This is a genomic window from Olleya sp. R77988 (assembly GCF_044594215.1).
GTDB lineage: Bacteria > Bacteroidota > Bacteroidia > Flavobacteriales > Flavobacteriaceae > Olleya.
This window is the reverse complement of the sequence record NZ_CP138988.1, coordinates 3,074,746-3,098,645: the sequence shown is the minus strand read 5'-3', so window position 1 is coordinate 3,098,645 and position 23,900 is coordinate 3,074,746. Positions and strand designations below refer to the sequence as shown.

The following is a 23,900-nucleotide window of genomic DNA, read 5'->3' as shown; positions in this document are numbered from 1 at the left end:
TCGGAATTTCGTGCTTAAAGCTGTGCTTTGCATCTACATTCCTTCGTTCATTATTTCTGTATTTCAATATTCAATTCTACGAATTGATTTGTGACTTGAATTTTTCTGAATTTTGTTTTTATTCAAAACTATTCTAAAATTTCTACTGTTTTAATATAGACATTACTAAGTGGCCAATCCGCTTCATCCACTTTAACTGCATTAATTTTATCGACAACATTCATCCCTTTAATAACTTCTCCAAAAACGGTAAAGTCACCATTTAAATGAAAGGCATTCTGCTGCGTAATAAAAAACTCGTAAGGAGATGCTAATTTGTGTGGGTTTTTAATATCACTACTTGGCATAGAAATTACACCTCTTTTATGTGTATAACCACGTTTAGTATCTGTTGGTAATAAGTATTTACCAATTTTTCTGCGTTTTGCAGCTACTTTTATATCATCCGTATTTCCACCTTGAATAATAAAATTTTTAACCACACGATGGAATTGTGTACCATCAAAAGCGTGTTGTTTGGTTAAAAAAATAAAATTGGCACGATGGAATTTTGTTTTGTCATATAATAGCAAATCTATAACTCCAAAAGAAGTTGTGATACGTACTTTATTTTCTTTATTATGTTTTTCATATTCTAAGAAAAAATCCATTGCGTTATCCTCTGTTAATTTAGGGAATTCGCGCTTTGGAGTGGTGTCTTTTATGACTGTTTTGGTCTCTGTTTTGGTTGAGGTTGTTGTTTTAGGTTTGGATTGTTTATCTTCACAATTAAATAAAAAGAAACAAAAACCAACCAATAATATTAAGCGCATTTTTAAAATGAATTTTGAAGAATTTATCATAGCGTTACCAAAAATAAAAAATATCCCGTTGCCAGCCGAAGCTTCTCTACTTAAAATGGTGCCACCATACAGACAAGAGTTAATAAAGCAACAAGGAGATAATATAAAAAACGCAAGACAAAGTGCAGTAATGGCTTTATTTTATCCAGATTTTGAAGCACAAACAAAACTAATTTTAATATTGCGTAAAACCTATAAAGGTGTGCACTCTGCACAAGTTGGTTTTCCAGGTGGAAAAGTAGAGGAAGCCGACAATAATTTAATGCATACAGCATTACGCGAAACCCATGAAGAGGTTGGTGTCCATCCAGATTTAGTAACTGTTTATAAACAATTAACACAAGTCTATATACCACCAAGTAATTTTTATGTGCAACCATTTATTGGTGTCGCTAACCAAACACCTGATTTTATAAAGCAAGACACAGAAGTTGAGGCTTTATTAGAGGTCTATTTGTCTGATTTATTAAATGAAAATAATTTAACACAGAAAATAGTTACAACCAGTTATGATGTTGATGTTGAGGTGCCTGCGTTTAATTTAAACAATCATTTAGTTTGGGGAGCAACAGCAATGATGCTTAGCGAAGTCAAAGACTTGTTAAAAGCTACGCTTTAAGTGTCTTGAATTGCTATATTTGTATTTACTAAACGTAAAATTTAAATATGGGATTATTCAAAAAAAATCCTTTTGGGCATATACTTTTTGTTAAAAAATGGTTGATTAGAATCTTAGGTCTATTAACACATAGACGTTATAGAGGTTTTAACGAGTTACAAATTGAAGGCTCACAAATTATAAGAGATTTACCTGATACTAACGTATTGTTTATTTCAAACCACCAAACTTATTTTGCAGATGTAATAGCAATGTTTCATGTGTTTAATGCAGCATTAAGCGATAGACAAGACTCTATTAAAAATGTAGGTTATCTATGGAATCCTAAATTAAATTTTTATTACGTTGCAGCTAAAGAAACCATGAAGTCTGGTTTAATCCCAAAAATATTTGCTTATACAGGATCTATTAGTATAGAGCGTACTTGGCGTAGCCAAGGAAAAGATGTTAAAAGACAAGTAAAAATGTCTGATATTTCTGCTATTAAAAAAGCTTTGGATGATGGTTGGGTTGTTACATTTCCGCAAGGGACAACAACACCATTTAAACCTATTCGTAAAGGAACAGCACATATCATTAAGCATTACAAACCAATAGTTGTACCAATAGTAATTGATGGCTTTAGACGTAGTTTTGATAAAAAAGGGTTGCGTATTAAAAAGAAAAATGTCTATCAATCTTTTGAAATTAAAGAACCACTAAAAATCGATTACGAAAACGAGTCTATTGCAGATATTGTTGAAAAAATAGAGTATGCTATAGAACAGCATCCTTCATTTTTAAAGGTTATTTCTCAAAAAGAATTATTAGCGCAAGAAGAACTAAATAAACAACGTGAGTTTTTAAACGAATAAAATCGAGTAGTAAACAAAACAAAAAAGCATCAATGTAACATTGATGCTTTTTTTGTTTTAATTATAGTTAAGATATTTTAAACCTCAATCTTTTTTAACTCGTTGTAATTTCTATTTAATCTTTTTAATAAGATACCGTAAATAAGCCTGTAAAACAACCAGATGATACCAACAAAAACAATTGTTGCAAAAGCAAATATACCAATCATTGTCATGTATTGTGTATTAGAAAAATGCTCAATTTTTGAAGCTAATTCAGGATCTTTTTTACTAGTGTAGTAAAACGCAAAAATCATAGATACAGATGCCATTATTAAATTATATAAAACATAATATTTAATAACTTTTCTAGTTTTTAAAATGTTTTTCATTAAACGCCTAGCATTGTCAGTTACTGATATAGACTTATAAGATTTATATAATAAGTAAACAAAAAACAAAATTATACAATAAGACAAAACACTTAAAATAATAAACATATTACTAGTATACATTTCTTCATGTTTGGCTCTGTAAGTGTCAGACATAAAAAATGGTAAAGCATTTAATGCAATCCAAAACACCAACTCGGCAATACTAATGTAAAATAACGTTTTTACAATAGACGACGATTTTTTTTGTAACATAGGATAGAGTTGTTTGGTTGATTTCTGCTCAAACTTGGCATCAGTCTTAACCCAATCCTTTTTTAATAATTCTAATTCATCCATAGGTTACGGATTTAAAATGGTTCTTAACTTGTTTTTCACTCTATTCATTTTTACACGTGCATTCACTTCGGTAATACCCATTGTTTCACTTATTTCTTTATAATTTTTGTCTTCAAGATAAAGAAAGACCAATGCTTTTTCAATATCATTTAATTGGTATACAGCATTGTATAATAGCTTTAATTGTTCTTCTTCTGTACTATCATATTCTTCAGCACTAATCTTAAATTGTACAGTATCAAATTGCTGAGTATTAATAGTACGTTTAGATTTTCTGTATAATGTAATTGCAGTATTTAAACCCACACGATACATCCAAGTACTAAACTTACTATCACCTCTAAATTTCGGGAAAGCCTTCCATAATTGGATGGTTATTTCCTGAAACAAATCGTTGTGCGCATCATAGTTATTGGTATAAAGTCTACAAACTTTATGCACAATATTCTGGTTCTGCTCCAGCAATTCGACAAAATTTTGTTCTAATGGTTTACTCAATGGTTATTTAGTTAGTTTAACTATTAGTAGTCTAAATTAATAAGATGTTACACAAAAGTAAAATTATTTTTTTTAGCGCGTTACCACAAGGGTCGTGTCTGAGTTTATCCTGAGCAAAGTCGAAGGGTTATATCTTTTTTTGCCATATATGGCAGCAAAAAAAGGATGTCACTTCAACCACTAACGCAGCTCATCCGCAAAAATCAACAATTCAGGATAAATTAATTTCTAATCAAGGGTTTGCAGTTCATCTTTGTACCATCAATTAATCAAAAACCACGAACACATGAAATTTTTAACAACCGTCTTAATCCTAATTTTAAGCTTAAGTACTCAAGCACAAACTATAATTAACGGAATTGTAACAGATTCCAAAAACCAGCCAATAGAAGGCGCAAATGTGTATTTAGAAGGGACTTATGACGGTACAAGTACAGTACAAAATGGTAGTTTCCAGTTTTCAACAACAGAAAAAGGAGTACAATCTTTAGTCATATCGTTTGTATCCTTTGAGACTAAAACTATAGTAAAAGATATTTCGCTATTAAAAAACTTAAAAATAACACTTCGCGACGATGTTAACACATTAGATGCAGTTGTCATTTCTGCAGGTTCTTTTTCAGCAGGAGATAATAGTAAGATTTCGGTTTTAAAACCATTAGACGTTGTCACTACAGCAAGTGCATTAGGCGATTTTGTTGGAGCCTTACAAACACTTCCTGGTACAACAACAGTCTCTGAAGATGGACGACTATTTGTACGTGGTGGAGATGCAGAAGAAACACAAATATTTATAGATGGTATTCGTGTATTTACACCATACTCACCAACTACAAACAATGCACCAACACGTGGACGTTACTCTCCATTTTTATTTGACGGAATTACGTTTTCAACAGGTGGCTACTCTGCAGAATATGGACAAGCCTTATCAAGTGTATTAGAGTTAAATACTGTAAACCAACCAGATCAAGAAAAAACAGATATTGGGATTATGAGTGTTGGTGCTAATATAGGAAATACGCAAATTTGGGGTAAAAACAGTCTAAGTGTCAATGCAACATATATAAATTTAGCACCATATTTAGATGTTTTTGAAGATAGAAATGATTGGAATAAACCATACGAAACCCTTGCAGGAGAAGCTGTTTTTAGACATAAAACAGACAACGGAATTTTAAAATTATATTCAGCGTTTGATAGTACTAACTTTGATTTAATACAAGAGGATATCAATTTTGATAACGGAATCCCGTTTGCATTAAAAAATGATAACTATTATTTTAATGGATCATATAAAGAAGTTTTAGATAACGATTGGACCATTTCTGGAGGTTTAAGTTATACTTACGCAAAACAGAAACTAAATATTAGTGAAAGTAAAATACTGTCAACAGAAAACTCTATACACGCTAAAGTCAAACTAAAACATCGTTTTAGTAACCGTTTTAAATTAAACTTTGGTGTGGAGCAGTTTGCAACCAAGTTTGATGAAAACTATAACGATAATTTTGTAGACAATGCTAATTACGGTTATAACAATAACCTAACAGGTGCATTTGCAGAAGCAGATGTGTTTTTCTCTAAAAATTTAGCTTTAAAAGCAGGATTACGTGCAGAATATAGCGCGTTGTTTAATAAAGCAAACCTATCTCCAAGAGCATCCTTAGCATATAAAACAGGAAGTAAAAGCCAATTGTCTTTAGCTTATGGTAATTTTTTACAGCAACCAACTAGTACAGTTTTAAAGTTTGAACAAGACTTACAAGCACAACAAGCAGAGCATTTTATTTTAAACTACCAGTTTAATGCAGATGGTAAAATTTTTAGAGCCGAAACCTATTATAAAAAATATAGCGATTTGGTAAAGTATGATACCAATTTCACTAATTTTGATACCAATTTTAATAACACTGGAAGTGGTTTTGCAAAAGGTTTAGATTTGTTTTGGCGAGATAATAAAAGTATTAAAAACATAGATTACTGGGTAAGCTACTCGTTGTTAGATACAGAACGCGATTACAGAAACTATCCAACAGCAGCACAACCTAATTTTGCTAATACACATAATCTATCTGTAGTTGGTAAGTATTGGATAGACGACTGGAAAAGCCAAGTTGGTCTTAGTTATAGTTTTGCTTCTGGTAGAACATACACAGATCCAAATCAAACAGGTTTTTTAAACCAAAAAACAAAAAGTTATAATAGCCTAAGTATTAATTGGGCTTACCTTTTAAGTCCTCAAAAAATCTTGTATTTTTCAGTTAATAACGCGTTAGGATTTAAAAATGTTAATGGCTATCAATATGCAGATACAGCAAACTTAAATGGTCAATTTAATAGACGTGCATTGCGTCCAGCAGCAGATCAGTTTTTCTTTGTAGGTTTCTTTTGGACTATAAGCGAGAAAGGTACAGATAACCAATTGGATAATTTGTAAATTCCTGCGTAGGCAGGAATCTTATCAAACTTAATATGTAGATTAAATTTAAATATTTAGTTATTAGTGTGAAACTTCTCGATACAATTTGTTCATGCTTCACAAACCACTCGAAGTGACGAAGTGGAAACATTATGGAAAAGAAACACTATAAATCTAGACGTTGAGTAATCACATAACGTCAGTTCGAGTGTTTTACGACAAAGGAGTAAAATGTATCGAGAACCTAAAAAGGAACAAAATAATTTTGCTTTATTTGTAATATGAGAACATTTATAAAACTATTTATTGCGCTTTTTTTTATTGATGTAGCATTAGGATTTTCAATAAGTTATTTAGCAGAAAACGTACTACAACCAAATAGCATAATAGTTAAGTTTATTGACGAAGCTATTTCGTTTCCGTTAACCTTATTTAATAGGCTATTTCCAGAGCAAGGGATTTACAGATCAAGTACCAACTCGTTTTGGTTAGTGATTATTGTTAATGCTTTAATGCAAGCAGTGATTGCATTTATAATACTAAAATTGGTAAGAAAAGCTAGACGTTAGTTTGCTTCTCGATACAATTTGTTTAAGCTGCGCTTAGGTATCTTCAATCAAAATATATTTTGCTTTCTATAATCTTACAAATCACTCGAAGTGACAAAGCGTAGACGTTGTGGTAAATAAATAGTATATAATTTATAAGACAGAGTAATCACACAATGTCAGTTAGAGTGTTTTACGACGAAGGAGTAAAAATGTATCGATAACAATTTAAAACAAAGGTAAACGCTCATACTTAGAAATTAAAAACAGCTTACCACAAGCTCTAGCATCAGACAAAGCATCATGATGTTTTAAAGCTATATTATGCACTTTACAACACGCATCCAACTTAGCTGGTTTATAACCTTTTTTACGATATATTTTAAGTGTACATTCCCAACGTTCTTGCATAACTAAATCGGACTCAGGAATATTAAAGTCCTTCATTGTTTTTAGTAAAACGGTTCTGTCAAAAGACTCATTATGTGCAACGGTTACATGACCAGAAATACGTTTTTTAATCTCTGGATAGACTGCTCTAAAATTAGGCGCAAATCTAGTATCGTCTTCTGTAATACCATGGACTTGTTGGTTGTGCCAATTATACTCGTTGTTTGGTGGTTGGATTAATGCATGAAACTCATCAACAATAACACCATCTTTAAACGTCACAATACCAACTGAACAAATGTGGTGGCTTTTTGCGGTTTCAAAATCTATTGCAGCGAAAGTCATTGACATGTTATGGGTTTAATATTAATTAAATACAATAAACAACTTCTTTAAAATTAGTTCTTTTCTTTAATTTGTATTTTAGAGGGTTCCAGTTTTTTTCTTTAGGTTGAATGATTTTTGGACTAAAAAACAAAATTTCTTTCCCTACTTTAGCTTTATATGCTGTATGTTTAAATGAAAATTCTTTTTTTTCACACTCTGAATATAAGTCTTTGATTTCTGGAACATTATCATAAGAAACAATCCATTTAATGTTTTGGATATTTTTTATTTTATCACTAACTTTTTTATGGTTTTTTTCTTTGTAGTGATTCATGTATAATGTGCTAGCTTTTAAATAGTATGGAGGATCAAAATAGAAAATAGTATTGTTGTTTTGTGATTCACTTTGAATTTTATCAATTAGTTTTATCGCATCTTTTTTATAAAGTCGTATATCTTTTTTTCTTGATGAAATTCTTTTAATCCTTTTTATTAATTCTGGTTTATTAAAGCGACAATCCATTAAATAATTTCCATCTTGGTTTTTTCCTCCCATAACACCAGCATTAATAATTCCTGAACGATTAACACGATTTAGATAAAAAGTAGAAAAGCCTAATTCCAACAAGTTTGCTGTTTTTTTATTTAATTGAATTTTCTTTTGTTTTTCCCATTCTCCAATTGTTACATCAGTATCTTCAATTAAAGTACATAACTTATTCGTGTTATTTAAAACGGAATGCCAAAAAGCATAAATAGACCTATCTCTGTCATTAATTGTTATTTTTTCTACAAACCCTTCAAATAATAAGAATAAAGCAACAGATGCACCTCCAGAATATGGTTCAACATAATGCCCGTTTATTTCATTATCAACACAAATCTTTGCAATGAAACCAGATAATTTATTTTTACCTCCAGGATATCTTAATGGCGAGTAAATCATATAAGTGTCAATTGTTTTTTAAAATTTATTATGCAATTCTACAAATTTATTTTTAAATTCTTCAACAAGTTCCTTGTTCTCTTTTTTCCAGTAATTTAATACTTTTGAAGCATTACGACCCCAAAGTTTAAGATTAAGTTTAAACCATTTTTTTGAAACCTCTCTATCTTTTTGTATTTCATCATTTGTAAAAGAACTAAAACAATTTTGATGACTATATGTCGCATCAATTTCTCTCCATAGAGGATGTTTATCTGATAGGTTATTAAGAAAATGAGCAACAATTTGCTCAGGTGAATTGTTTGTAGGAAAGAATAAAATATTTTTAATCTTTTTGGCTTTCTTTAATTCAGCTTTACCCTCTTTAACATCACCATCTAACATTATTATTGAATTTGGAAAAATGAATGAAGGTACTTTTGAAGTGGCAAGCTGAATCAAATTGCCCGAACCAAGAGGTATCTTTAAGAAATTTAAATACTTTGTATATTTTAAACCTAACAATGACTTTGCAAAAATAATTCCTTCATTGTCTTCTGTATAAACATTAATTTTTTTTGTAGCTGGTTGACCAGTAATGGTGTTATTCAAATGATTTTTAATAAAAAAATAATCAATCTCTTTTTTTATATCTACTTTACCATCTTCTTTAGTTAAAAACATTAATTTAATTTGTTCTTTTCTGAAGGGTTCATTGCTTAATCTAGAGATCTCTTTTAAAATTGTAAGTGAATGTGTTGTAAATATAATCTGTATGTTAAATTTAGATGAAAATTTATTTAGAACTTCTATTAATTTTATTTGAGAACCAGGATAAAAAGTTGCTCCGATTTCGTCAATTGCTAAGATACCTCCATTATATTCTTTTGGATATTTTTCTTTTAAACGTTTAAAAGTTATTATGGCTAACAAAATCTTACTTAAGTTATCTTGTCCTGCAGAGTTTGTTTTCCAATCATAATGATTGGTGTTTGCACCTAAAGTTTGCTTGTGACTACTTGATAAAAAATTAGTACTTATAACTTTATCTTTGTCACGAGTGAGTAATAATATAGAGTTAAACCATTTTTGATAAAATTGAAATTCTTCTTTAGTCAGAGAAATATCTTCATTTTCTTTTAAACTATTATCTTCTGCTATTGGGAATAATCTTTTAAGACTCAAATAAATCACTGGATGTTGTATAAAGCCAGAGCCTTTTGACCTTGAGCCTTTTTTCCAGAAACGAATTGAGCCAGAACTTTTATCTCTGTCTATACTTTCTACTGTATATGAAGGAGGTTTTTTACTATCAAAAAATAAAGTCCATTCGTGTTCACCTGCTTTATCATAAATTGGAGAAAATTTAAATTTATTAGCGAAATCAGACCTGAAAGTTCCACCACAAAGTGGTTTTTCATTTATCATTAAACTTTTTTTATCTGTAATAGAAAAGGGTTGGCTTAGCATTCCTAAAATTGTCGTTTTTTGAGTTCCATTTTGACCAGAGATGGCAGTGATGTTTGTTCCTAAGTCAAAATCAACATCCTCAAAACCTCTATATTTTTTTATTTTTATTTTCGTAATTTTCATAATCTTAATTAATTGGATTAAGTATTATTTTAAATAAAGATTCTAGTTGTGCCCATGTTTTTCTAACATCTTTCTCTGTTGATGTACAGTTTTCATTGTGATTAATCATGTTCATTCTTTCCAGAGAGTAGGGTTGGTCAAAATCAGTTTTAATTGCTTTCAAAGATGCAATTAAATTTTGATCCTTTATAAAATTACATTTTCCATTAATAATATGTGTCATCATTTCACCTAACTTTGGATTATGTACGTCAGATTTTTTAACAAGTTCATATTCTTTAATTTCTTTTAAAAAGAAAATAAGAGAACATTCTAAAAAGCTTCTTAATAAATCGTGTGTTGCATTAGGAAAATCATAAACACTTATATTTTTGAGTTCATCATATAGAGTTCTGAGACTTGTGTTACCAATTCTAATTGGAACATCAGTTGAGTAAAAAAGTCCTTTTGGAACGGGTTTGTTTCTTTTAGCTGAGATTGGAGTTTCTTCAGTTTTATCTATTTCAAGATTAAATGTTTTTTTACCAAAAATATCTTGCTGAATATTTTTGTTTAATTCATTTTCTACTTTTTTTACATCCTGAGAATTTACAGAATCTAAGTAGTTTTTTATTTCAGGGTTTTTATTTAATTCTCTTGTGTCTACTTTATTTCCGCTAAAATCTTTTTTCTTTAAAACATTATAAATTATTACCTTTAGTTTATCAGGGAAATCTTTATCTGTATATTTTAAATTTCCATTTTCATCAGTAGTTAATCCATAAGATTTTTTTGCTGGACCAGTTGCTATAAGTCTATAAAAAGTAGTAACGTATCCTCTTCCAAGTATTTTGTCTATAACTTCTTCAGGAAGCTCTAAATTTCTCACAAAATTATTAATTGCTATTTTTATTTTAGAATTCTGACTTTCAAAGCCTCTTCGGTTTGAATAATTAATTTTTTCAGGTTCTAACCAACTTACTTCATTGTTGTTTTTCGAATGTTTGCGATCTATATATCTATAACACTGTTCTTTGTCACTAGAAACTAAACAATCTAATTTGAAATTTTCATCAATATTAATTGTCTTTTTTCTTTCAACTATATAATTATATAAATTTTTATTAGTTTCAATTATAATTTCTGGATTGATTATTAGCTTATATCCAGTTATTCTTCTATTTCCTTCTAAAACGATTAATTTTTCATCCTCATCCCAAACTATCAGTTTTTCCATTATTGGCAGATCAAAATCCTTTATAATTTCATCAATTAAGGTTTTAATTTTAAAATTTGATTTCGTAACAAAATAATTGATTAACTCATTTTCTGACGAATCGTGATACTTATCTGGAAACCTTGCGTTCTCATCCCAAAGTTCTAATTCTTCAACTTTAATTTTTCTTTCAACAAATATTTTGCCCATGGATTTCTTGCTATTAATTCAATTTCAAAACAAACCATTCTTCAACAATAAACCTTACGGAAAACCGTAAACGCTTCAGATTTATCTTAAGTAATAAATTTACTACAAACAGTTGAGGTATGAAATACGTAGAACTACGTATATTTATTATTCACTTTTATCAGGTTGTCTCCAAAACAAATAACCCATTATAAAGCCAAAAACCATATAAATAGCATGTGCTATACGTATATCGTTTTCGGTTGGTCCAATTAGCTTACTTACCATTGTTCCTAAGCTAAACCAATAAATAAAAATGGCAAAAACCACAAGTATAATACTACCTATTGTACCACTAACTAATAAAGTGTGTTGGGTTGGAAAGAAAAAATTAGCTGTGACTGCTCCCCAAAAAAAGGTCAGGATATACAAGCCATTATCTGTGTAGGATTTTATAATATAGCTAATGGTGTCATTATCTATAGTATTGTCTATTGCTAAATACACATCAAAAGCAATAAGTAAAATAAACAAGGTAATTATTAAATATTGAATGCGTTTTACAAACGTATCGTTTTCTAGTAATTGCATAGTATTTAGTTGTTTAGTGCAAAATTAATAAACTCTTCATGACGTTGCGACCATATAAAATGACCATACATTACACCTGTAATTAATAAAATAATTTGATAGCGTGTTTGTAGAACAAAGTCTTTAGGTAGCTTTCTGCCAATTAATATCATTACAATAACAATTATTGCAAGTAATATTGGTGGGATTTCCCAACGATCCACAAAAATAGGATGGATTGGTGCTTTTGTACCTAAAAAAAAGTGTCCACCCAAAACACCCCAAAGAAACGTAATAAAAAAGTACTTGTTAAAGCTCCAATTTTTAATTAAAACATTTATCGTATCGTTTTTATATTTATTAACGTTTAAGATAATGTTAAGTAAAAATAATAAGCCAATGGTACTAAATACTATAATTGTTACTGTTTTTAAAGGCATAATAATTTGTTTTAAAACATTTTAAAGTTAAGGCTTCTGTGTTTTAAATCCAATACGTAGAAGTACGTAAATTAAGTTTCTTACAATTCAGCATAAAAAAATAACAGTTGGGTAAACTGCTTTTTAAAAATGAAGGTTAGTGTTGCATATTTGTAGTGTTAATTTAAAACTCTATTAATTATGTATAAAATTGCCATTACCATTGTGTTTTTTGTAACTAGTATGTTACAAGCACAAACCACTTATGAAACAGGAATGAACAAAGCTTTAGAGCTTTGGGGAAAAGGAGAGATAGCAGAAGCGTCTAATATGTTTGAGCGTATTGCAAATGCCGAAAAAGAAAATTGGATACCATCATACTATGCTGCACAAGTATTAATTTTGGATGGTTTTTCTAAACTAAATGATGCAGATGCTTTAGATGCACAACTTAAAAAAGCACAAACTTTTGTGGATGAAGCTACAAGTAGATCTGCAGATAATGCAGAAATTATGGTATTGCAAGCTATGTTGCATACAGTTTATGTGGCTAGTGATGGTGCAACTTACGGAATGACCTTATCAGGAAAAATTATTAGCCTTTATGCTAAAGCAACAGAATTAGCACCAGATAATCCAAGAGTTGTCTTAAATAAAGCAGAATGGGATATGGGTAGTGCTAAATATTTTGGACAGGATACTAAACCATTTTGTGCACAAATTGAAAAATCTCTAGAACTTTTTGCTAACTTTAAACCTGAGAGTACGTTTGCGCCAAATTGGGGAAAAGAACGTGCAGAACAACTAACTAAAGAGTGTAACGAGGAATAATGTCAAAATTTTATAAAGAATTAGCAAAAGCGTTTGCTGTAGGTGTATTAGTTTTTTTAATACGATACATTGTAATGTATTTTATTGGATCTACTATTAAAGCAGATTTTAATATGCTTATGGATTTTGTGTATAACCAAATGTATGCTATTGTGCTTCATTTATCTAATGCCTATTTTGTATCGTACATGATACAAAAGTATAAGTCAGATTTATTTAAACTTAAAAATCTTATTCTAGCAGCTGTTTCATCTATAGTTATTTCTGTAATTGCTATTTTCTTTTTAAGACTAACCATTAAGGTTTTAATATATGGAATGCCATTATCTGAGTTTTTACAGTCAGATAAATTAACTTACTATTGGTTTTCTGTAACCATAGCTATAACTGTTACAGCTTGCTACTATATTTATTATTATTTAAGGCATTTACAAGAAAATAAAGTAACAGAGCAAAAAGTAATTGCAGGAACTGCAAGTGCTAAGTTTGATGCTTTAAAAAACCAATTAGACCCTCATTTTTTATTTAATAGTTTAAATGTATTAACTAGTTTAATTGAAGAAAACCCAAATAGTGCTCAAAAATTCACCACTAGTTTGTCTAAAGTATATCGTTACGTTTTAGAGCAAAAAAACAAAGATTTAGTAACTGTTGATGAAGAGTTAAAGTTTGCTAAAACCTATATGTCTTTATTAAAAATGAGATTTGAAGACAGCATTATTTTTGACATACCAGATCAAGCACAAAACCCTGAGAGTAAGGTGGTGCCTTTATCGTTGCAATTGCTATTAGAAAATGCAGTAAAACATAATGTTGTAACAAGTAGTAAACCGTTGCATATTAAAATTTATGAAGCAGACGGAAACTTAGTTGTAGAAAATAATCTACAAACCAAAGAAATTTTAAAAAAGAGTAGTGGAGTTGGTCTAGAAAATATCAAGCAACGCTACCAATTATTAACCAATAAACGCGTAAGTATAAGTCAAGATAGTACCAACTTTTTAGTTTCTATACCTATGCTGTCTAAAGAAATAAAAATTATGAAACAATTACCACATAAACAATTTGACGACTCTTATGTAAGAGCAAGAAAACATGTTGAAGAACTAAAAGAATTTTATTATAATATAATTTCGTACTGTTTTGTTATCCCATTTTTAATATTTATTAATTATAAAACAAGTTGGGATTTTAAATGGTTTTGGTTTCCGATGTTTGGTTGGGGAATGGGAATAGCTTTTCATGCTTATAAAGTTTTTGTAAACGATGGAATGTTAGGTAAATCTTGGGAAGAGAAAAAGATTAAAAAGTATATGGAAGAAGAAGACCAACAACGTTGGAATTAAAATAAATAGTTATGAAAAACAATATAGAATCATATAATGAAGACGATCTTCAGGCAAGATATAGAAAAGAAGAAGCGTATATTAGAGCAAAGAAAAAAGTTGAAAAAATTGTTGGCTTTTATTGGCATCTAGCTATTTATGTAGTTGTTAGTATATTTTTAATAGTCTTAATTTATACAAAATCTGGAGAACCTTTTTGGAGCATAGCAGTTTGGTCAACACCCATTTTTTGGGGAATAGGTGTCGTCTTTCATTTTTTAGGAGTGTTTGGTGCAGATTATATGTTTGGAAAAAATTGGGAAGAACGAAAAATCCAGAAGTACATGAATCAAGAGAAAGACAAACAGCACTGGGAATAGTCTTAAGTTAAAAAATAAAATTATTAGTCAAACTTTAAAATTCTAATCAACCAATTCAAATGAAAGTAATAATAATAGAAGACGAAAAACCATCTGCAAGACGTTTACAACGTATGTTAGAAGCTATAGATGTTAAAACCGAAACGATGTTGCATTCTGTTGAAGAATCTATTGCTTGGTTTAACACCAATGAACATCCAGACTTAATCTTTTTGGATATACAGTTAAGTGATGGCTTGTCTTTCGAGATTTTTGAAACTATAGATATTAAATCTGCAATTATATTTACTACTGCTTATGATGAGTATGCATTGCAAGCCTTCAAATTAAATAGTATCGATTATCTACTAAAACCTATTGATGATGAGGATCTGGAAATTGCTGTAACAAAATATAAAGCTAGACTACCACAAAAAACAAGTATTGCATTAGATTTTGAAGACATAAAAAAACTACTGGTTAATCCTATTGATCGTGTGTATAAAAAACGATTTTCAATTAAAGTTGGACAACACCTTAAACTGATAAATATTGATGAGGTAGAATGTTTTTATAGCGAAAACAAAGGAACTTATCTTTATACTTCTGAAGGTAGAAATTATCTTTTAGATACCACATTGGAAGCTTTACAAAACGAACTAGAACCAGAAACTTTTTTCAGAATTAACAGAAAGTTTTTTGTTAATATTAATGCCATTAAAGATATGGTAAGTTATACCAACTCGCGTTTGCAAATCAAACTTAATAACTATAATGAAGATGATGTTATTGTAGCTAGAGAGCGTGTTAAGGAATTTAAAGATTGGTTGTCTTAATTGATTTACTAAAATGTTAAATCAAGTTTATTGAGTTGTTATTCTTCTTCGTCTTCAATTCTGTTGTCATCAAAAGCGCTAGGTAATAGTTTTGGTATAAACTTAACAACTAATGGTAGTAGTAAAGCACCTCCTGGTAATAAAAATATAGCCAAGCTAGGTACAGATTTAAAGATGTCTAGTAATTGATCTTGTACTTTTTTCTGTTCGTCTTTACTTAAATCTCTAACTGTAGATTTTGATAAAAGGATTAATAACTCTTTACTTTCTGATAGTTCTTGTGTTAATTTTTTACTATTCCGTTTCAATAACTTAGATACCATATTAGTGGAATTATCATAAAACGTTTTTACAATGTTTTTAGATCCTAATAACGGTACTTTTTTTCGGTAGGTTTTATAAAATTCTTCTATAGTTTTAGAAGCTTGATCTATTTGGTGTTGTGTTAGGTTTAAACGTTCTCCTAAAGCGTTTAAAAAGACTTCTTCTTCATTATCTAGTTTAGCATCTGTCCATGTTGCCATAGCAGAAAGATCTAAACAATAGCGTGCAAACAAGTTGGTGTCTACAGTTTTAATAGCTTCGTTGAATAATAAAACAGTATCACGTTGATAACGTAAGGATTGTTCAAAAAGGTTTATTAAGCTATTATCATAATCTGATTTTATTTTTTTGCTATTTAATGTATTAAGTACAATGCTTTCAATTACAGCTTCATATTGCTCAATAATATCTTCGGTGATTTTTCCAGTTTTTAAATACCCTCTAAATGCTAAAACATCAACAAAAAGTAATGCATTTGTAATAAAATAATTAAAACTTTTATCTATTAAATTATCATCTATTTGAATGCGCTTATTTATAATGCGTTCTACTTTGTCCTTAGCATTGTTAGAGCCTATTAAGGCTTGAAAAAAATTAGGTTTTTCTTTATTTATTGTATTGTAAAAATCAACGATTTCTGTATAAAAATCTTTACTGGTTTTATTGTTAGTATAAGTAATTAATAATGCTATTACTAGATTAATTTTACAAATTTCATCAGACTCAAAGTCATCATTATCAACCCAATTGTTTACAATCTTAACATTACTACCATATATAAAACCACAATCCCTAAAGTGTCTATAGTACACTTCTAAGTCATTGTTTTTAAAGAGTTCTTCAGGATTTAACTCTTTAATTAGTTTTTTAATCCAACCAGTTGCAGATGGGTTCATTTACATTTAATTTGAGTTGTAAAATAAAAAAAAAGCTACTTAATAGTAGCTTTTTAAATAAATATTTTAATTAAATTTTATTTAATAATTCCACCACAACTTACACGTCCACCAGCAGCTCCTGTTGGTTGCGTTGTAAAATCGTCTGTTCCAGCATGCACAATAATTGCTTTACCTAGGATGTCTTTATTTTTATCTCCACATCCAATACACCATTGGTCTGTAGTTAGCATTGACACTGCGTGACCTTTTTCGTCAGCAATCATGTTTCCAATATCTCCTTTATGGAAACCTGCTGTGCTTCCCCATTTACCATGTGGTGCACCTGTAGGATTCCAATGTCCTCCAGTAGATTTTCCATCGTCTGAACTGCAATCTGCTTTTTCATGAATATGAATAGCATGTGTACCAGGTTCTAATCCACTTAACATAGCATGAAACTCTATTTGTCCATCTTCAGTTTCTTTAAAAACTGCAGTACCAGTAACATTACTGCCACTTTTAGGTTCTAACTTTACTTTTACTTTTTTAGCTTTTTCAGCAAAAGTTTTTTCAGTTTCTGGTGCTGTTTTATCTTTTTTACAACTTACTGCAAATACTAAGGTTAGAGATAATATAGCTATACTTATTTTTTTCATTTTAATTGTTTTTTGTTTTAAAGTAGAAAGTTAAGTAGATAATTATGCTTTTGCAAATTACTCAACCATTAATCTAATTTAAATGTTTTTATTTCGTCAATTCCTTTTGTCATATTTATCTTGATGATAGATTGGTAGTAAGGCTTAAAGGTGTCATTAAAAAACGTATTTGTTTGTTCTAATGCAGCTTGCAAATCTGTTTTAGCATGTTGTAATAATGTTTTTTCTGTAGACGTTAACCCTTTTTGTCTTGATCCAACATACCATGAAGCTGTTCTTAATCTATTATTAATACTAACATCTAAGGTTCTTGTAATACCTTGTCTTTTATCTTGTTTGCCTAAATAAATATCCAGAATTTTATCTATATTTTTAATAATTTCTTTAGACGATTTTATTTCATCTTTATATTTTTCTTTATCTAAATCTGTCAACTCTTTTTTATATTTTTCTGCAAGTTTTTTGTTTTCTACTAACTGTTTAGTCGCATCAGCAGCAATTTGACGCATATGTTCTATGTCTTTTAATGCTGAATAAACTTCGTTTGTATTTTGTGTAGAAACGTCTAACCTTGGGTCTGAAGCAATTGTAATAACTGTTTCATCTTTTTGGTCACCATATTCTAAAACTGCTCTGTAATTACCTGGTTTAACATCAACTCCTCCAGATTCTCGTTTACTTTTTTTAATGGTTCTTGACGGTCTATCAACTCCTTTTTCATCCATATACCACGTCCATTTATGTAACCCTTTTTCTTTTGGTACTTTGCGTTTTAATGTTCTGATTAATTTTTCATTATCATATATTTTAAGTGAAATAGAATCCCACTTTATTTCATTTTTATCAGCTTCATCATCCTCTTTTTTTTCTTTCTCTTCCTCTTTTGAAACTTTAGTAGGATTAACTAAGTAAGTAAATTGTGCACCACGACCTCTGTTTGTTCCATGAAACATGGCGTCTGCACCAAACCTACTTCCTGTTGGCTGTTGGTAAGCTGCTTGATATGCAGTAGGAGGAGAGAAGAGTTTGATTTTATTATTTACTATTTGTTTGTTTTTTGCAATAGCACGTAATGGTCTAAGGTCATCCAAAACCCAAGCAGCACGTCCAAAAGTCCCAATTACTAAATCATGCTCACGTGGATGGATTACTAAATCTTTTACTGATGTTGTAGGAAATCCTTCTGTCCATTTTGTCCATTTGTTTCCTGCATCAATAGAGATATATAAACCATCATCTGTGCCTAAAAACAGCAAGTTTGGTTCTACTAAATCTTCAACAATTGATAGCGTGTAACTTTTTACATCAGATTGATCTACAATTCTTGTCCATGTTTTACCATAATTTTTTGTTCTGTATGCATAAGGTGTGTAATTAAAACGTCTGTAATCATTAGCTATTAAAAGTGCTTCACCTTTATTTTTATTAGATGCTTTTATCTGCGGAATCCAACTTCCTTCAGGTAATCCTCTTAAGTTTTTTGAAACATCTTCAAAAGTTTGACCTCCATTTTTGGTAATATGTACACGACCATCATCTGTACCAATCCAAAGGACGTTTTTTTCTACTGACGAAGGTTCAATAACCAAAATAGTGCAATGGTTTTCTGCTCCTGTAGCATCCATTGTTAAGCCACCACTTTCATGTTGTTTTAATTTTTCTGGATTGTTGGTAGTTAAATCTGATGAGATTACGTCCCAAGTTAACCCTTTGTCTATGGATTTATGCACAAATTGACTTCCAAAATATACAGTATTATTGTCAAATGGATCTACATTTATTGCAGCATTCCAATTAAAACGCAGTGTAATATCTTTATCAGCATGTGTTGGTTTTACAGTATAATTATTTCCTGTTTGCCAATCATAGTAACTAACAAAACCTTGTTGACTCATGGTCCAACCGTATCTTGAATTATCTTTATCTGGAATAACATCAAAGCCATCTCCAAAACTAATTTCTTGCCAATAACTATTGCGTATACCTTGTGCACGCCAAACATAAGCAGGACCTCTCCAAGAGCCATTATCTTGCATACCTCCATACACATTATAAGGGTACTCGTTATCTACATTTATATGGTAAAATTGTGCGACTGGTAGATTACCAATAAAGCGCCAGTTTTTTCCACCATCTTTGGTAATGTTTAATCCACCATCATTACCATCAATCATAAAATTACCGTTTGTTGGATGGATCCACCATGCATGATGATCTGGATGCACACCATTACTAACACCATAAGCAGGCATTAATTGGTCAAAGTTTTTTCCGCCATCTTCACTAACATTTATATAGGTGTATACAGAATATACTCGATTTTCATTTTGTGGATCTACGTAGATTTCTGAATAGTAAAAAGGTCTGTTTCCTATATCAGATTTGTCGTTTACCTTTTTCCATTTAAAACCACCATCTTCACTTTTGTAAAGTGCATTCTTTTTTGCTTCAACTAAAGCATAAATTATATTTGGTTTATTTGCAGCAATTGCAACACCAATACGACCTAGTTCTCCTTTAGGAAAACCTTCTTTTTCTGTTACTTTAGTCCAGTTTTCTCCACCATCATGTGTGATGTGCAATCCAGAACCTGTTCCTCCAGATTTAAAAAACCATGGGTCACGTTTATGCTCCCAAAGGGTTGCAATTAATTTGTTAGGATTGGTTGGATCCATAACCAAGTCTGCAGCTCCTGTTTTATTATTTGCAAATAATATTTTTTTCCATGATTTACCACCATCAATAGTTTTAAAAATACCACGTTCTGGATGTTCTCCCCAAGGACTTCCAATTGCTGCTGCATACACTATATTTGGATTTGTAGGATCTATAATTATACGATGAATGTGTCTGGTTTTTTCTAAACCCATTAACGACCAAGTTTTTCCAGCGTCTAGAGATTTATAGATTCCGTAACCACCATTTAAACTATTTCTAGGATTTCCTTCACCAGTTCCAACCCAAATAACGCTTGGATTAGATTGTTGTATAGCAACTGCACCAACAGATGCAGTGACTTCTTTTTCAAAAATAGGTTCCCATTTTATACCTCCAGAAGTAGATTTCCATAATCCGCCAGAAGCTGAACCAACGTACATAATATCAGGATTGCTATGCACAACATCTATAGTTGTTACACGACCAGACATTCCGCCAGGACCAATATTTCTAGGTGTCATGTTTTTGACTAAATCCATAGAGAATTCTTGCGAAAACGCTGTAATAGAGAAGAGTAATAAAAGTAAAATGGATAATTTTTTCATTTTTGGTGGATTAGTTTGCATAAAGTTAAGCAAGATATTCTTAAATAGATGTTAAGGTGAAAAATTTGATGTTAAATTGTCGTATTTTTATAGTGCATGAAAAAAGAAAATATATACAAAAAAGGCTTTGTATTTAAACCATACGAAGCACCTTCACAATCACCTTTCGAGAAGCTTTTTGATATTTTTAAAGAGTTAATAACACATACATCTGGAGATTTTGACGAAGCTATAGATTGGCTTCGAGAGTTAGATAAAGAATATAAATTAACGACTCCAGACTATACTATTGAGGATTTTATTGAAGACTTAAAAGCTAAGGGTTACATACGTGAAGAAATTAAACCAGACGGTAAAAAAGGGAATGCCATTACAGCAAAAACTGAACGTGCTATAAGGCAATCTGCTTTAGACCAAATATTTGGAAACATTAAGCGTAGTGGTTCTGGAAACCACAAAAGTAAAGGTGTTGGAATAGGAGATGAGCATACAGGCGATTTTAGAAACTACCAATTTGGAGATAGTTTGGACAAGGTCTCTATGACAGAAAGTTTGCGCAACGCACAAATAAATCATGGTATTGGCGATTTTAATTTAACCGAAGACGATTTGGTGGTCGAAGAAACCACACACAAGTCTCAAATGAGTACAGTGTTAATGATAGATATTAGTCACAGTATGATTTTATATGGTGAAGACAGGATAACTCCAGCCAAAAAAGTGGCTATGGCTTTAGCCGAATTAATTACAACGCGTTATCCAAAAGACACCTTAGATATTTTGGTTTTCGGTAACGATGCTTGGCCAATTAAAATTAAAGATTTACCCTATTTAAACGTTGGACCATATCACACAAATACTGTGGCTGGATTACAATTGGCAATGGATTTATTACGACGCAAACGTAATACCAACAAGCAAATATTTATGATTACAGATGGTAAACCAAGTTGCTTAAAAATGCCAGACGGGACATATTATAAAGACAGTAATGGACTAAATCCTTACATCACTAATAAATGCTATGCGCAAGCGCAACAAGCCAGAAAACTGCATATTCCAATTACAACTTTTATGATTGCTCAAGACCCTTATTTAATGCAATTTGTAGAAGAATTTACGCATGCCAATCAAGGAAAAGCGTTTTATACAGACTTAAAAGGATTAGGAGAAATGATTTTTGAAGATTACGAAACAAACAGAAAAAAAAGAATTAAAGGATAAAAAAAACTAAGAGTTATAAGTGAAAAATTTTCACGCTCGAATGAAAAAGATTTAAAAGAACTATGGAAATAAAAAATATTAAAACTTTAGGCGAATTAAAAAAAGCTGGATACAAGAGCAAGTCTATTAAAGATGAATTAAGAGATAATTTAATTGAAAAAATAAAAAGTAAAACAATCGTTTTTGAGGGTGTCCATGGTTACGAAAACACTGTGATTCCTGAGTTAGAACGTGCCATTTTATCACGTCATAATATTAATTTTTTAGGATTACGTGGTCAAGCAAAAACACGTTTAGCACGTTTAATGCTTAATTTGTTAGACGAGTATATTCCTGTTGTTGATGGTTCCGAAATTAATGACGATCCTTTACAACCCATTTCACGTTTTGCAACAGAATTGATTGCAGAAAAAGGAGACAACACACCAATTACTTGGATGCATAGAAGCGAGCGTTTTGCCGAAAAATTAGCAACTCCAGATGTTACTGTTGCAGATATTATTGGTGATGTGGATCCAATAAAAGCAGCAAACTTAAAACTAAGTTATGCAGATGACAGAGTAATACATTACGGAATGATTCCGCGTGCAAACCGTTGTATTTTTGTTATTAACGAGTTGCCAGATTTGCAAGCCAGAATACAAGTGGCTTTGTTTAATATTTTGCAAGAAGGAGATATTCAAATTAGAGGATTTAAATTGCGTTTACCTTTAGATATGCAGTTTATTTTTACTGCAAATCCTGAAGATTATACCAACAGAGGAAGTATTGTTACACCCTTAAAAGATAGAATTGGCTCTCAAATTCTAACGCATTATCCAACAGATATTGAAACTGCCAAAACAATTACGCAACAAGAAGCAAAATCGGATAGTCGTCAAAAAGAAAGTATTCACGTACCAGAATTGGCAAAAGATTTACTTGAACAAATTGTTTTTGAAGCTAGAGAAAGCGATTTTATAGACGAAAAAAGTGGTGTAAGTGCACGTTTAAGTATTACTGCTTTTGAGAATTTATTAAGTACAGCAGAATTACGTTCATTAAAATCTGGAGATGAGACTACAACAGTAAGATTATCAGACTTTTTAGGGATTATTCCAGCTATTACTGGTAAAGTAGAATTGGTTTATGAAGGCGAACAAGAAGGAGCAGCTAAAGTGGCTTACAATTTAATTGGTGAAGCTGTAAAAAGCCTGTTTCCGGAGTTTTTTCCTAAGATAGAAAAGTTACAGAAGCAAGATGATGAAAGTCCTTATGATGATATTGTATCTTGGTTTTTTAATCAATCAGATGGATTTGAATTACTTGATGATTTAAGGGATAAAGAATACAAAACACTACTAGACGCTGTAACACCTTTAGATGATTTGTTAGGAGAACACCAACCAAAGTTGTCTAAAGAAGAAAGTTACTTTGTAAAAGAGTTTGTACTTTGGGCATTAGTGGAATTTAAACAATTAAGTAAATACAGGTTTACCGAAGGGATTCAATTTAAAGACCCTTATGGTAGTTTTATTAATGGTATTTAATTACCAATTACTACGAGATTTAATATTAGCATCGCAGAGTTTTATAATTTCTGCGATTCTTTTTTGTCTTGTTGCTTCTCGTTTTGCTTGATTTAACCAGTATAAATAACTTTTTTTATACGAAGGTGCAAAGTTGTTGTAATTCTCAAATGCATTAGCATTATTGTCAAAAGCTAATTGTAAAGCTTCTGGAATAATGCCTTTTTCAACAGCATCTAAAGCTGCCCAACTTCCGTTTTTCTTACCAATTTCTATAATTTCTAAACCTTTTGGATGCATTAAGTCTTCAGCAAGTAAGGCTTTAATATGCTTTTTGTTAAGTGCGCTCCACACGCTTTTAGGATTGCGTTTACAAAAGTATTGCCTGCGTTTTCCATTTCCTAAACTCTTAACTGTACTATCTATCCAACCATAACACAAGGCAACTTTTACAGCTTCCTCCCAACGCATACTTTCGTTTTTGTGGTCTACTTTGTAAAAGATGAGGTAAATGCCATTATCACTATCGTGATTGATGTGTAGCCATTCTCGCCATTCTTTGTCAGATTTAAAATAGTACTCGTCAGTAGTCATT

The 23,900-nt window shown here is 30.7% G+C and carries 23 protein-coding genes; 10 read left to right on the top strand and 13 right to left on the bottom strand.

Features of this window, described 5'->3' with window-relative positions; all coding sequences use genetic code 11:
• Window positions 1-128 precede the first annotated feature (128 nt).
• A complete protein-coding gene (locus SJY17_RS14025; RefSeq protein ID WP_397363194.1) occupies window positions 129-812 on the bottom strand; it encodes a peptidylprolyl isomerase in 684 nt (227 codons plus the stop codon).
• Between the two features lie 7 nt (window positions 813-819).
• Here SJY17_RS14025 and SJY17_RS14020 point away from each other — a divergent pair, with 7 nt between their 5' ends.
• A complete protein-coding gene (locus tag SJY17_RS14020) occupies window positions 820-1,461 on the top strand; it encodes an NUDIX hydrolase (RefSeq protein WP_397363193.1) in 642 nt (213 codons plus the stop codon).
• Between the two features lie 47 nt (window positions 1,462-1,508).
• Window positions 1,509-2,315 carry a lysophospholipid acyltransferase family protein gene (locus tag SJY17_RS14015; RefSeq protein WP_397363192.1) on the top strand — a complete coding sequence of 269 codons (807 nt, stop codon included), beginning with the start codon at window positions 1,509-1,511 and terminating at the stop codon, window positions 2,313-2,315.
• A 77-nt stretch (window positions 2,316-2,392) separates the two neighbouring features.
• Here SJY17_RS14015 and SJY17_RS14010 read toward each other — a convergent pair whose 3' ends face one another.
• Window positions 2,393-3,025 (bottom strand): hypothetical protein, encoded by a 633-nt coding sequence (locus SJY17_RS14010; protein WP_397363191.1) that lies wholly within the window; start codon window positions 3,023-3,025, stop codon window positions 2,393-2,395.
• Window positions 3,026-3,028: 3 nt separating this feature from the next.
• Window positions 3,029-3,523, bottom strand: a complete 495-nt coding sequence (locus tag SJY17_RS14005; RefSeq protein ID WP_397363190.1) for an RNA polymerase sigma factor — start codon at window positions 3,521-3,523, stop codon at window positions 3,029-3,031.
• Window positions 3,524-3,809: 286 nt separating this feature from the next.
• On the opposite strand from SJY17_RS14005, the gene SJY17_RS14000 reads away from it, so the two are divergent.
• Window positions 3,810-5,963 (top strand): TonB-dependent receptor domain-containing protein, encoded by a 2,154-nt coding sequence (locus tag SJY17_RS14000; RefSeq protein ID WP_397363189.1) that lies wholly within the window; start codon window positions 3,810-3,812, stop codon window positions 5,961-5,963.
• 263 nt (window positions 5,964-6,226) lie between these two features.
• Window positions 6,227-6,514: a hypothetical protein gene (locus tag SJY17_RS13995; RefSeq protein WP_397363188.1), complete on the top strand. Its 288-nt coding sequence runs from the start codon at window positions 6,227-6,229 to the stop codon at window positions 6,512-6,514.
• Between the two features lie 207 nt (window positions 6,515-6,721).
• Here SJY17_RS13995 and SJY17_RS13990 read toward each other — a convergent pair whose 3' ends face one another.
• The 6 genes from SJY17_RS13990 to SJY17_RS13965 all read right to left on the bottom strand — a co-directional run bounded on the left by SJY17_RS13990 (window position 6,722) and on the right by SJY17_RS13965 (window position 12,122).
• Complete coding sequence (locus SJY17_RS13990) at window positions 6,722-7,228, bottom strand: 3'-5' exonuclease (RefSeq protein WP_397364884.1); 507 nt, start codon at window positions 7,226-7,228, stop codon at window positions 6,722-6,724.
• A 25-nt stretch (window positions 7,229-7,253) separates the two neighbouring features.
• Window positions 7,254-8,156 (bottom strand): DNA adenine methylase, encoded by a 903-nt coding sequence (locus tag SJY17_RS13985; protein WP_397363187.1) that lies wholly within the window; start codon window positions 8,154-8,156, stop codon window positions 7,254-7,256.
• Window positions 8,157-8,174: 18 nt separating this feature from the next.
• Window positions 8,175-9,728 (bottom strand): AAA family ATPase, encoded by a 1,554-nt coding sequence (locus SJY17_RS13980; RefSeq protein ID WP_397363186.1) that lies wholly within the window; start codon window positions 9,726-9,728, stop codon window positions 8,175-8,177.
• Window positions 9,729-9,732: 4 nt separating this feature from the next.
• Entirely contained in the window at window positions 9,733-11,133 is a 1,401-nt protein-coding gene (locus SJY17_RS13975; RefSeq protein WP_397363185.1) for a hypothetical protein, read from the bottom strand.
• A gap of 147 nt (window positions 11,134-11,280) precedes the next feature.
• Entirely contained in the window at window positions 11,281-11,703 is a 423-nt protein-coding gene (locus tag SJY17_RS13970; protein WP_397363184.1) for a hypothetical protein, read from the bottom strand.
• A gap of 5 nt (window positions 11,704-11,708) precedes the next feature.
• Window positions 11,709-12,122 carry a hypothetical protein gene (locus tag SJY17_RS13965; protein WP_397363183.1) on the bottom strand — a complete coding sequence of 138 codons (414 nt, stop codon included), beginning with the start codon at window positions 12,120-12,122 and terminating at the stop codon, window positions 11,709-11,711.
• 180 nt (window positions 12,123-12,302) lie between these two features.
• On the opposite strand from SJY17_RS13965, the gene SJY17_RS13960 reads away from it, so the two are divergent.
• From SJY17_RS13960 to SJY17_RS13945, 4 genes are read left to right on the top strand one after another with little or no spacing between them, the layout of a single operon-like run.
• Window positions 12,303-12,932 carry a hypothetical protein gene (locus SJY17_RS13960; RefSeq protein WP_397363182.1) on the top strand — a complete coding sequence of 210 codons (630 nt, stop codon included), beginning with the start codon at window positions 12,303-12,305 and terminating at the stop codon, window positions 12,930-12,932.
• A complete protein-coding gene (locus SJY17_RS13955) occupies window positions 12,932-14,278 on the top strand; it encodes a 2TM domain-containing protein (RefSeq protein ID WP_397363181.1) in 1,347 nt (448 codons plus the stop codon). Before SJY17_RS13960 ends, SJY17_RS13955 begins: the two co-directional genes overlap by 1 nt.
• An 11-nt stretch (window positions 14,279-14,289) precedes the next feature.
• The gene (locus tag SJY17_RS13950; RefSeq protein ID WP_397363180.1) at window positions 14,290-14,637 is read left to right on the top strand and encodes a 2TM domain-containing protein; all 348 of its coding nucleotides are present in this window, start codon (window positions 14,290-14,292) and stop codon (window positions 14,635-14,637) included.
• 59 nt (window positions 14,638-14,696) lie between these two features.
• Window positions 14,697-15,452, top strand: coding sequence for a LytR/AlgR family response regulator transcription factor (locus SJY17_RS13945; RefSeq protein WP_397363179.1), 756 nt, complete (start codon window positions 14,697-14,699; stop codon window positions 15,450-15,452).
• A gap of 38 nt (window positions 15,453-15,490) precedes the next feature.
• Here the strand turns inward: SJY17_RS13945 and SJY17_RS13940 are convergent, their stop codons facing one another.
• From SJY17_RS13940 to SJY17_RS13930, 3 genes are all read right to left on the bottom strand, one after another.
• Window positions 15,491-16,672, bottom strand: coding sequence for an LETM1-related biofilm-associated protein (locus tag SJY17_RS13940; protein ID WP_397363178.1), 1,182 nt, complete (start codon window positions 16,670-16,672; stop codon window positions 15,491-15,493).
• A gap of 77 nt (window positions 16,673-16,749) precedes the next feature.
• Window positions 16,750-17,310, bottom strand: coding sequence for a superoxide dismutase family protein (locus SJY17_RS13935; RefSeq protein ID WP_397363177.1), 561 nt, complete (start codon window positions 17,308-17,310; stop codon window positions 16,750-16,752).
• Window positions 17,311-17,378: 68 nt separating this feature from the next.
• Window positions 17,379-20,573 (bottom strand): hypothetical protein, encoded by a 3,195-nt coding sequence (locus SJY17_RS13930; RefSeq protein ID WP_397363176.1) that lies wholly within the window; start codon window positions 20,571-20,573, stop codon window positions 17,379-17,381.
• A 96-nt stretch (window positions 20,574-20,669) separates the two neighbouring features.
• Between SJY17_RS13930 and SJY17_RS13925 the strand changes: the two genes are divergently transcribed.
• Window positions 20,670-21,797: a VWA domain-containing protein gene (locus tag SJY17_RS13925; protein WP_397363175.1), complete on the top strand. Its 1,128-nt coding sequence runs from the start codon at window positions 20,670-20,672 to the stop codon at window positions 21,795-21,797.
• A gap of 62 nt (window positions 21,798-21,859) precedes the next feature.
• Complete coding sequence (locus SJY17_RS13920) at window positions 21,860-23,326, top strand: magnesium chelatase (protein WP_397363174.1); 1,467 nt, start codon at window positions 21,860-21,862, stop codon at window positions 23,324-23,326.
• On the opposite strand, the gene SJY17_RS13915 is transcribed toward SJY17_RS13920, so the two are convergent.
• Window positions 23,327-23,899 carry a YdeI family protein gene (locus SJY17_RS13915; protein WP_397363173.1) on the bottom strand — a complete coding sequence of 191 codons (573 nt, stop codon included), beginning with the start codon at window positions 23,897-23,899 and terminating at the stop codon, window positions 23,327-23,329.
• Window position 23,900: the final 1 nt, after the last annotated feature.

Coding starts and splice junctions, on each gene's coding strand:
- SJY17_RS13980 (WP_397363186.1), bottom strand. CDS start 9,728: ATGAAAATTACGAAAATAAAAATAAAAAAATATAGAGGTTTTGAGGAT.
- SJY17_RS14025 (WP_397363194.1), bottom strand. CDS start 812: ATGCGCTTAATATTATTGGTTGGTTTTTGTTTCTTTTTATTTAATTGT.
- SJY17_RS13950 (WP_397363180.1), top strand. CDS start 14,290: ATGAAAAACAATATAGAATCATATAATGAAGACGATCTTCAGGCAAGA.
- SJY17_RS13960 (WP_397363182.1), top strand. CDS start 12,303: ATGTATAAAATTGCCATTACCATTGTGTTTTTTGTAACTAGTATGTTA.
- SJY17_RS13930 (WP_397363176.1), bottom strand. CDS start 20,573: ATGAAAAAATTATCCATTTTACTTTTATTACTCTTCTCTATTACAGCG.
- SJY17_RS13920 (WP_397363174.1), top strand. CDS start 21,860: ATGGAAATAAAAAATATTAAAACTTTAGGCGAATTAAAAAAAGCTGGA.
- SJY17_RS13915 (WP_397363173.1), bottom strand. CDS start 23,899: ATGACTACTGACGAGTACTATTTTAAATCTGACAAAGAATGGCGAGAA.
- SJY17_RS13965 (WP_397363183.1), bottom strand. CDS start 12,122: ATGCCTTTAAAAACAGTAACAATTATAGTATTTAGTACCATTGGCTTA.
- SJY17_RS13975 (WP_397363185.1), bottom strand. CDS start 11,133: ATGGGCAAAATATTTGTTGAAAGAAAAATTAAAGTTGAAGAATTAGAA.
- SJY17_RS13990 (WP_397364884.1), bottom strand. CDS start 7,228: ATGACTTTCGCTGCAATAGATTTTGAAACCGCAAAAAGCCACCACATT.
- SJY17_RS13955 (WP_397363181.1), top strand. CDS start 12,932: ATGTCAAAATTTTATAAAGAATTAGCAAAAGCGTTTGCTGTAGGTGTA.
- SJY17_RS14000 (WP_397363189.1), top strand. CDS start 3,810: ATGAAATTTTTAACAACCGTCTTAATCCTAATTTTAAGCTTAAGTACT.
- SJY17_RS13940 (WP_397363178.1), bottom strand. CDS start 16,672: ATGAACCCATCTGCAACTGGTTGGATTAAAAAACTAATTAAAGAGTTA.
- SJY17_RS14020 (WP_397363193.1), top strand. CDS start 820: ATGAATTTTGAAGAATTTATCATAGCGTTACCAAAAATAAAAAATATC.
- SJY17_RS13970 (WP_397363184.1), bottom strand. CDS start 11,703: ATGCAATTACTAGAAAACGATACGTTTGTAAAACGCATTCAATATTTA.
- SJY17_RS13925 (WP_397363175.1), top strand. CDS start 20,670: ATGAAAAAAGAAAATATATACAAAAAAGGCTTTGTATTTAAACCATAC.
- SJY17_RS13945 (WP_397363179.1), top strand. CDS start 14,697: ATGAAAGTAATAATAATAGAAGACGAAAAACCATCTGCAAGACGTTTA.
- SJY17_RS14015 (WP_397363192.1), top strand. CDS start 1,509: ATGGGATTATTCAAAAAAAATCCTTTTGGGCATATACTTTTTGTTAAA.
- SJY17_RS13985 (WP_397363187.1), bottom strand. CDS start 8,156: ATGATTTACTCGCCATTAAGATATCCTGGAGGTAAAAATAAATTATCT.
- SJY17_RS14010 (WP_397363191.1), bottom strand. CDS start 3,025: ATGGATGAATTAGAATTATTAAAAAAGGATTGGGTTAAGACTGATGCC.
- SJY17_RS13935 (WP_397363177.1), bottom strand. CDS start 17,310: ATGAAAAAAATAAGTATAGCTATATTATCTCTAACCTTAGTATTTGCA.
- SJY17_RS13995 (WP_397363188.1), top strand. CDS start 6,227: ATGAGAACATTTATAAAACTATTTATTGCGCTTTTTTTTATTGATGTA.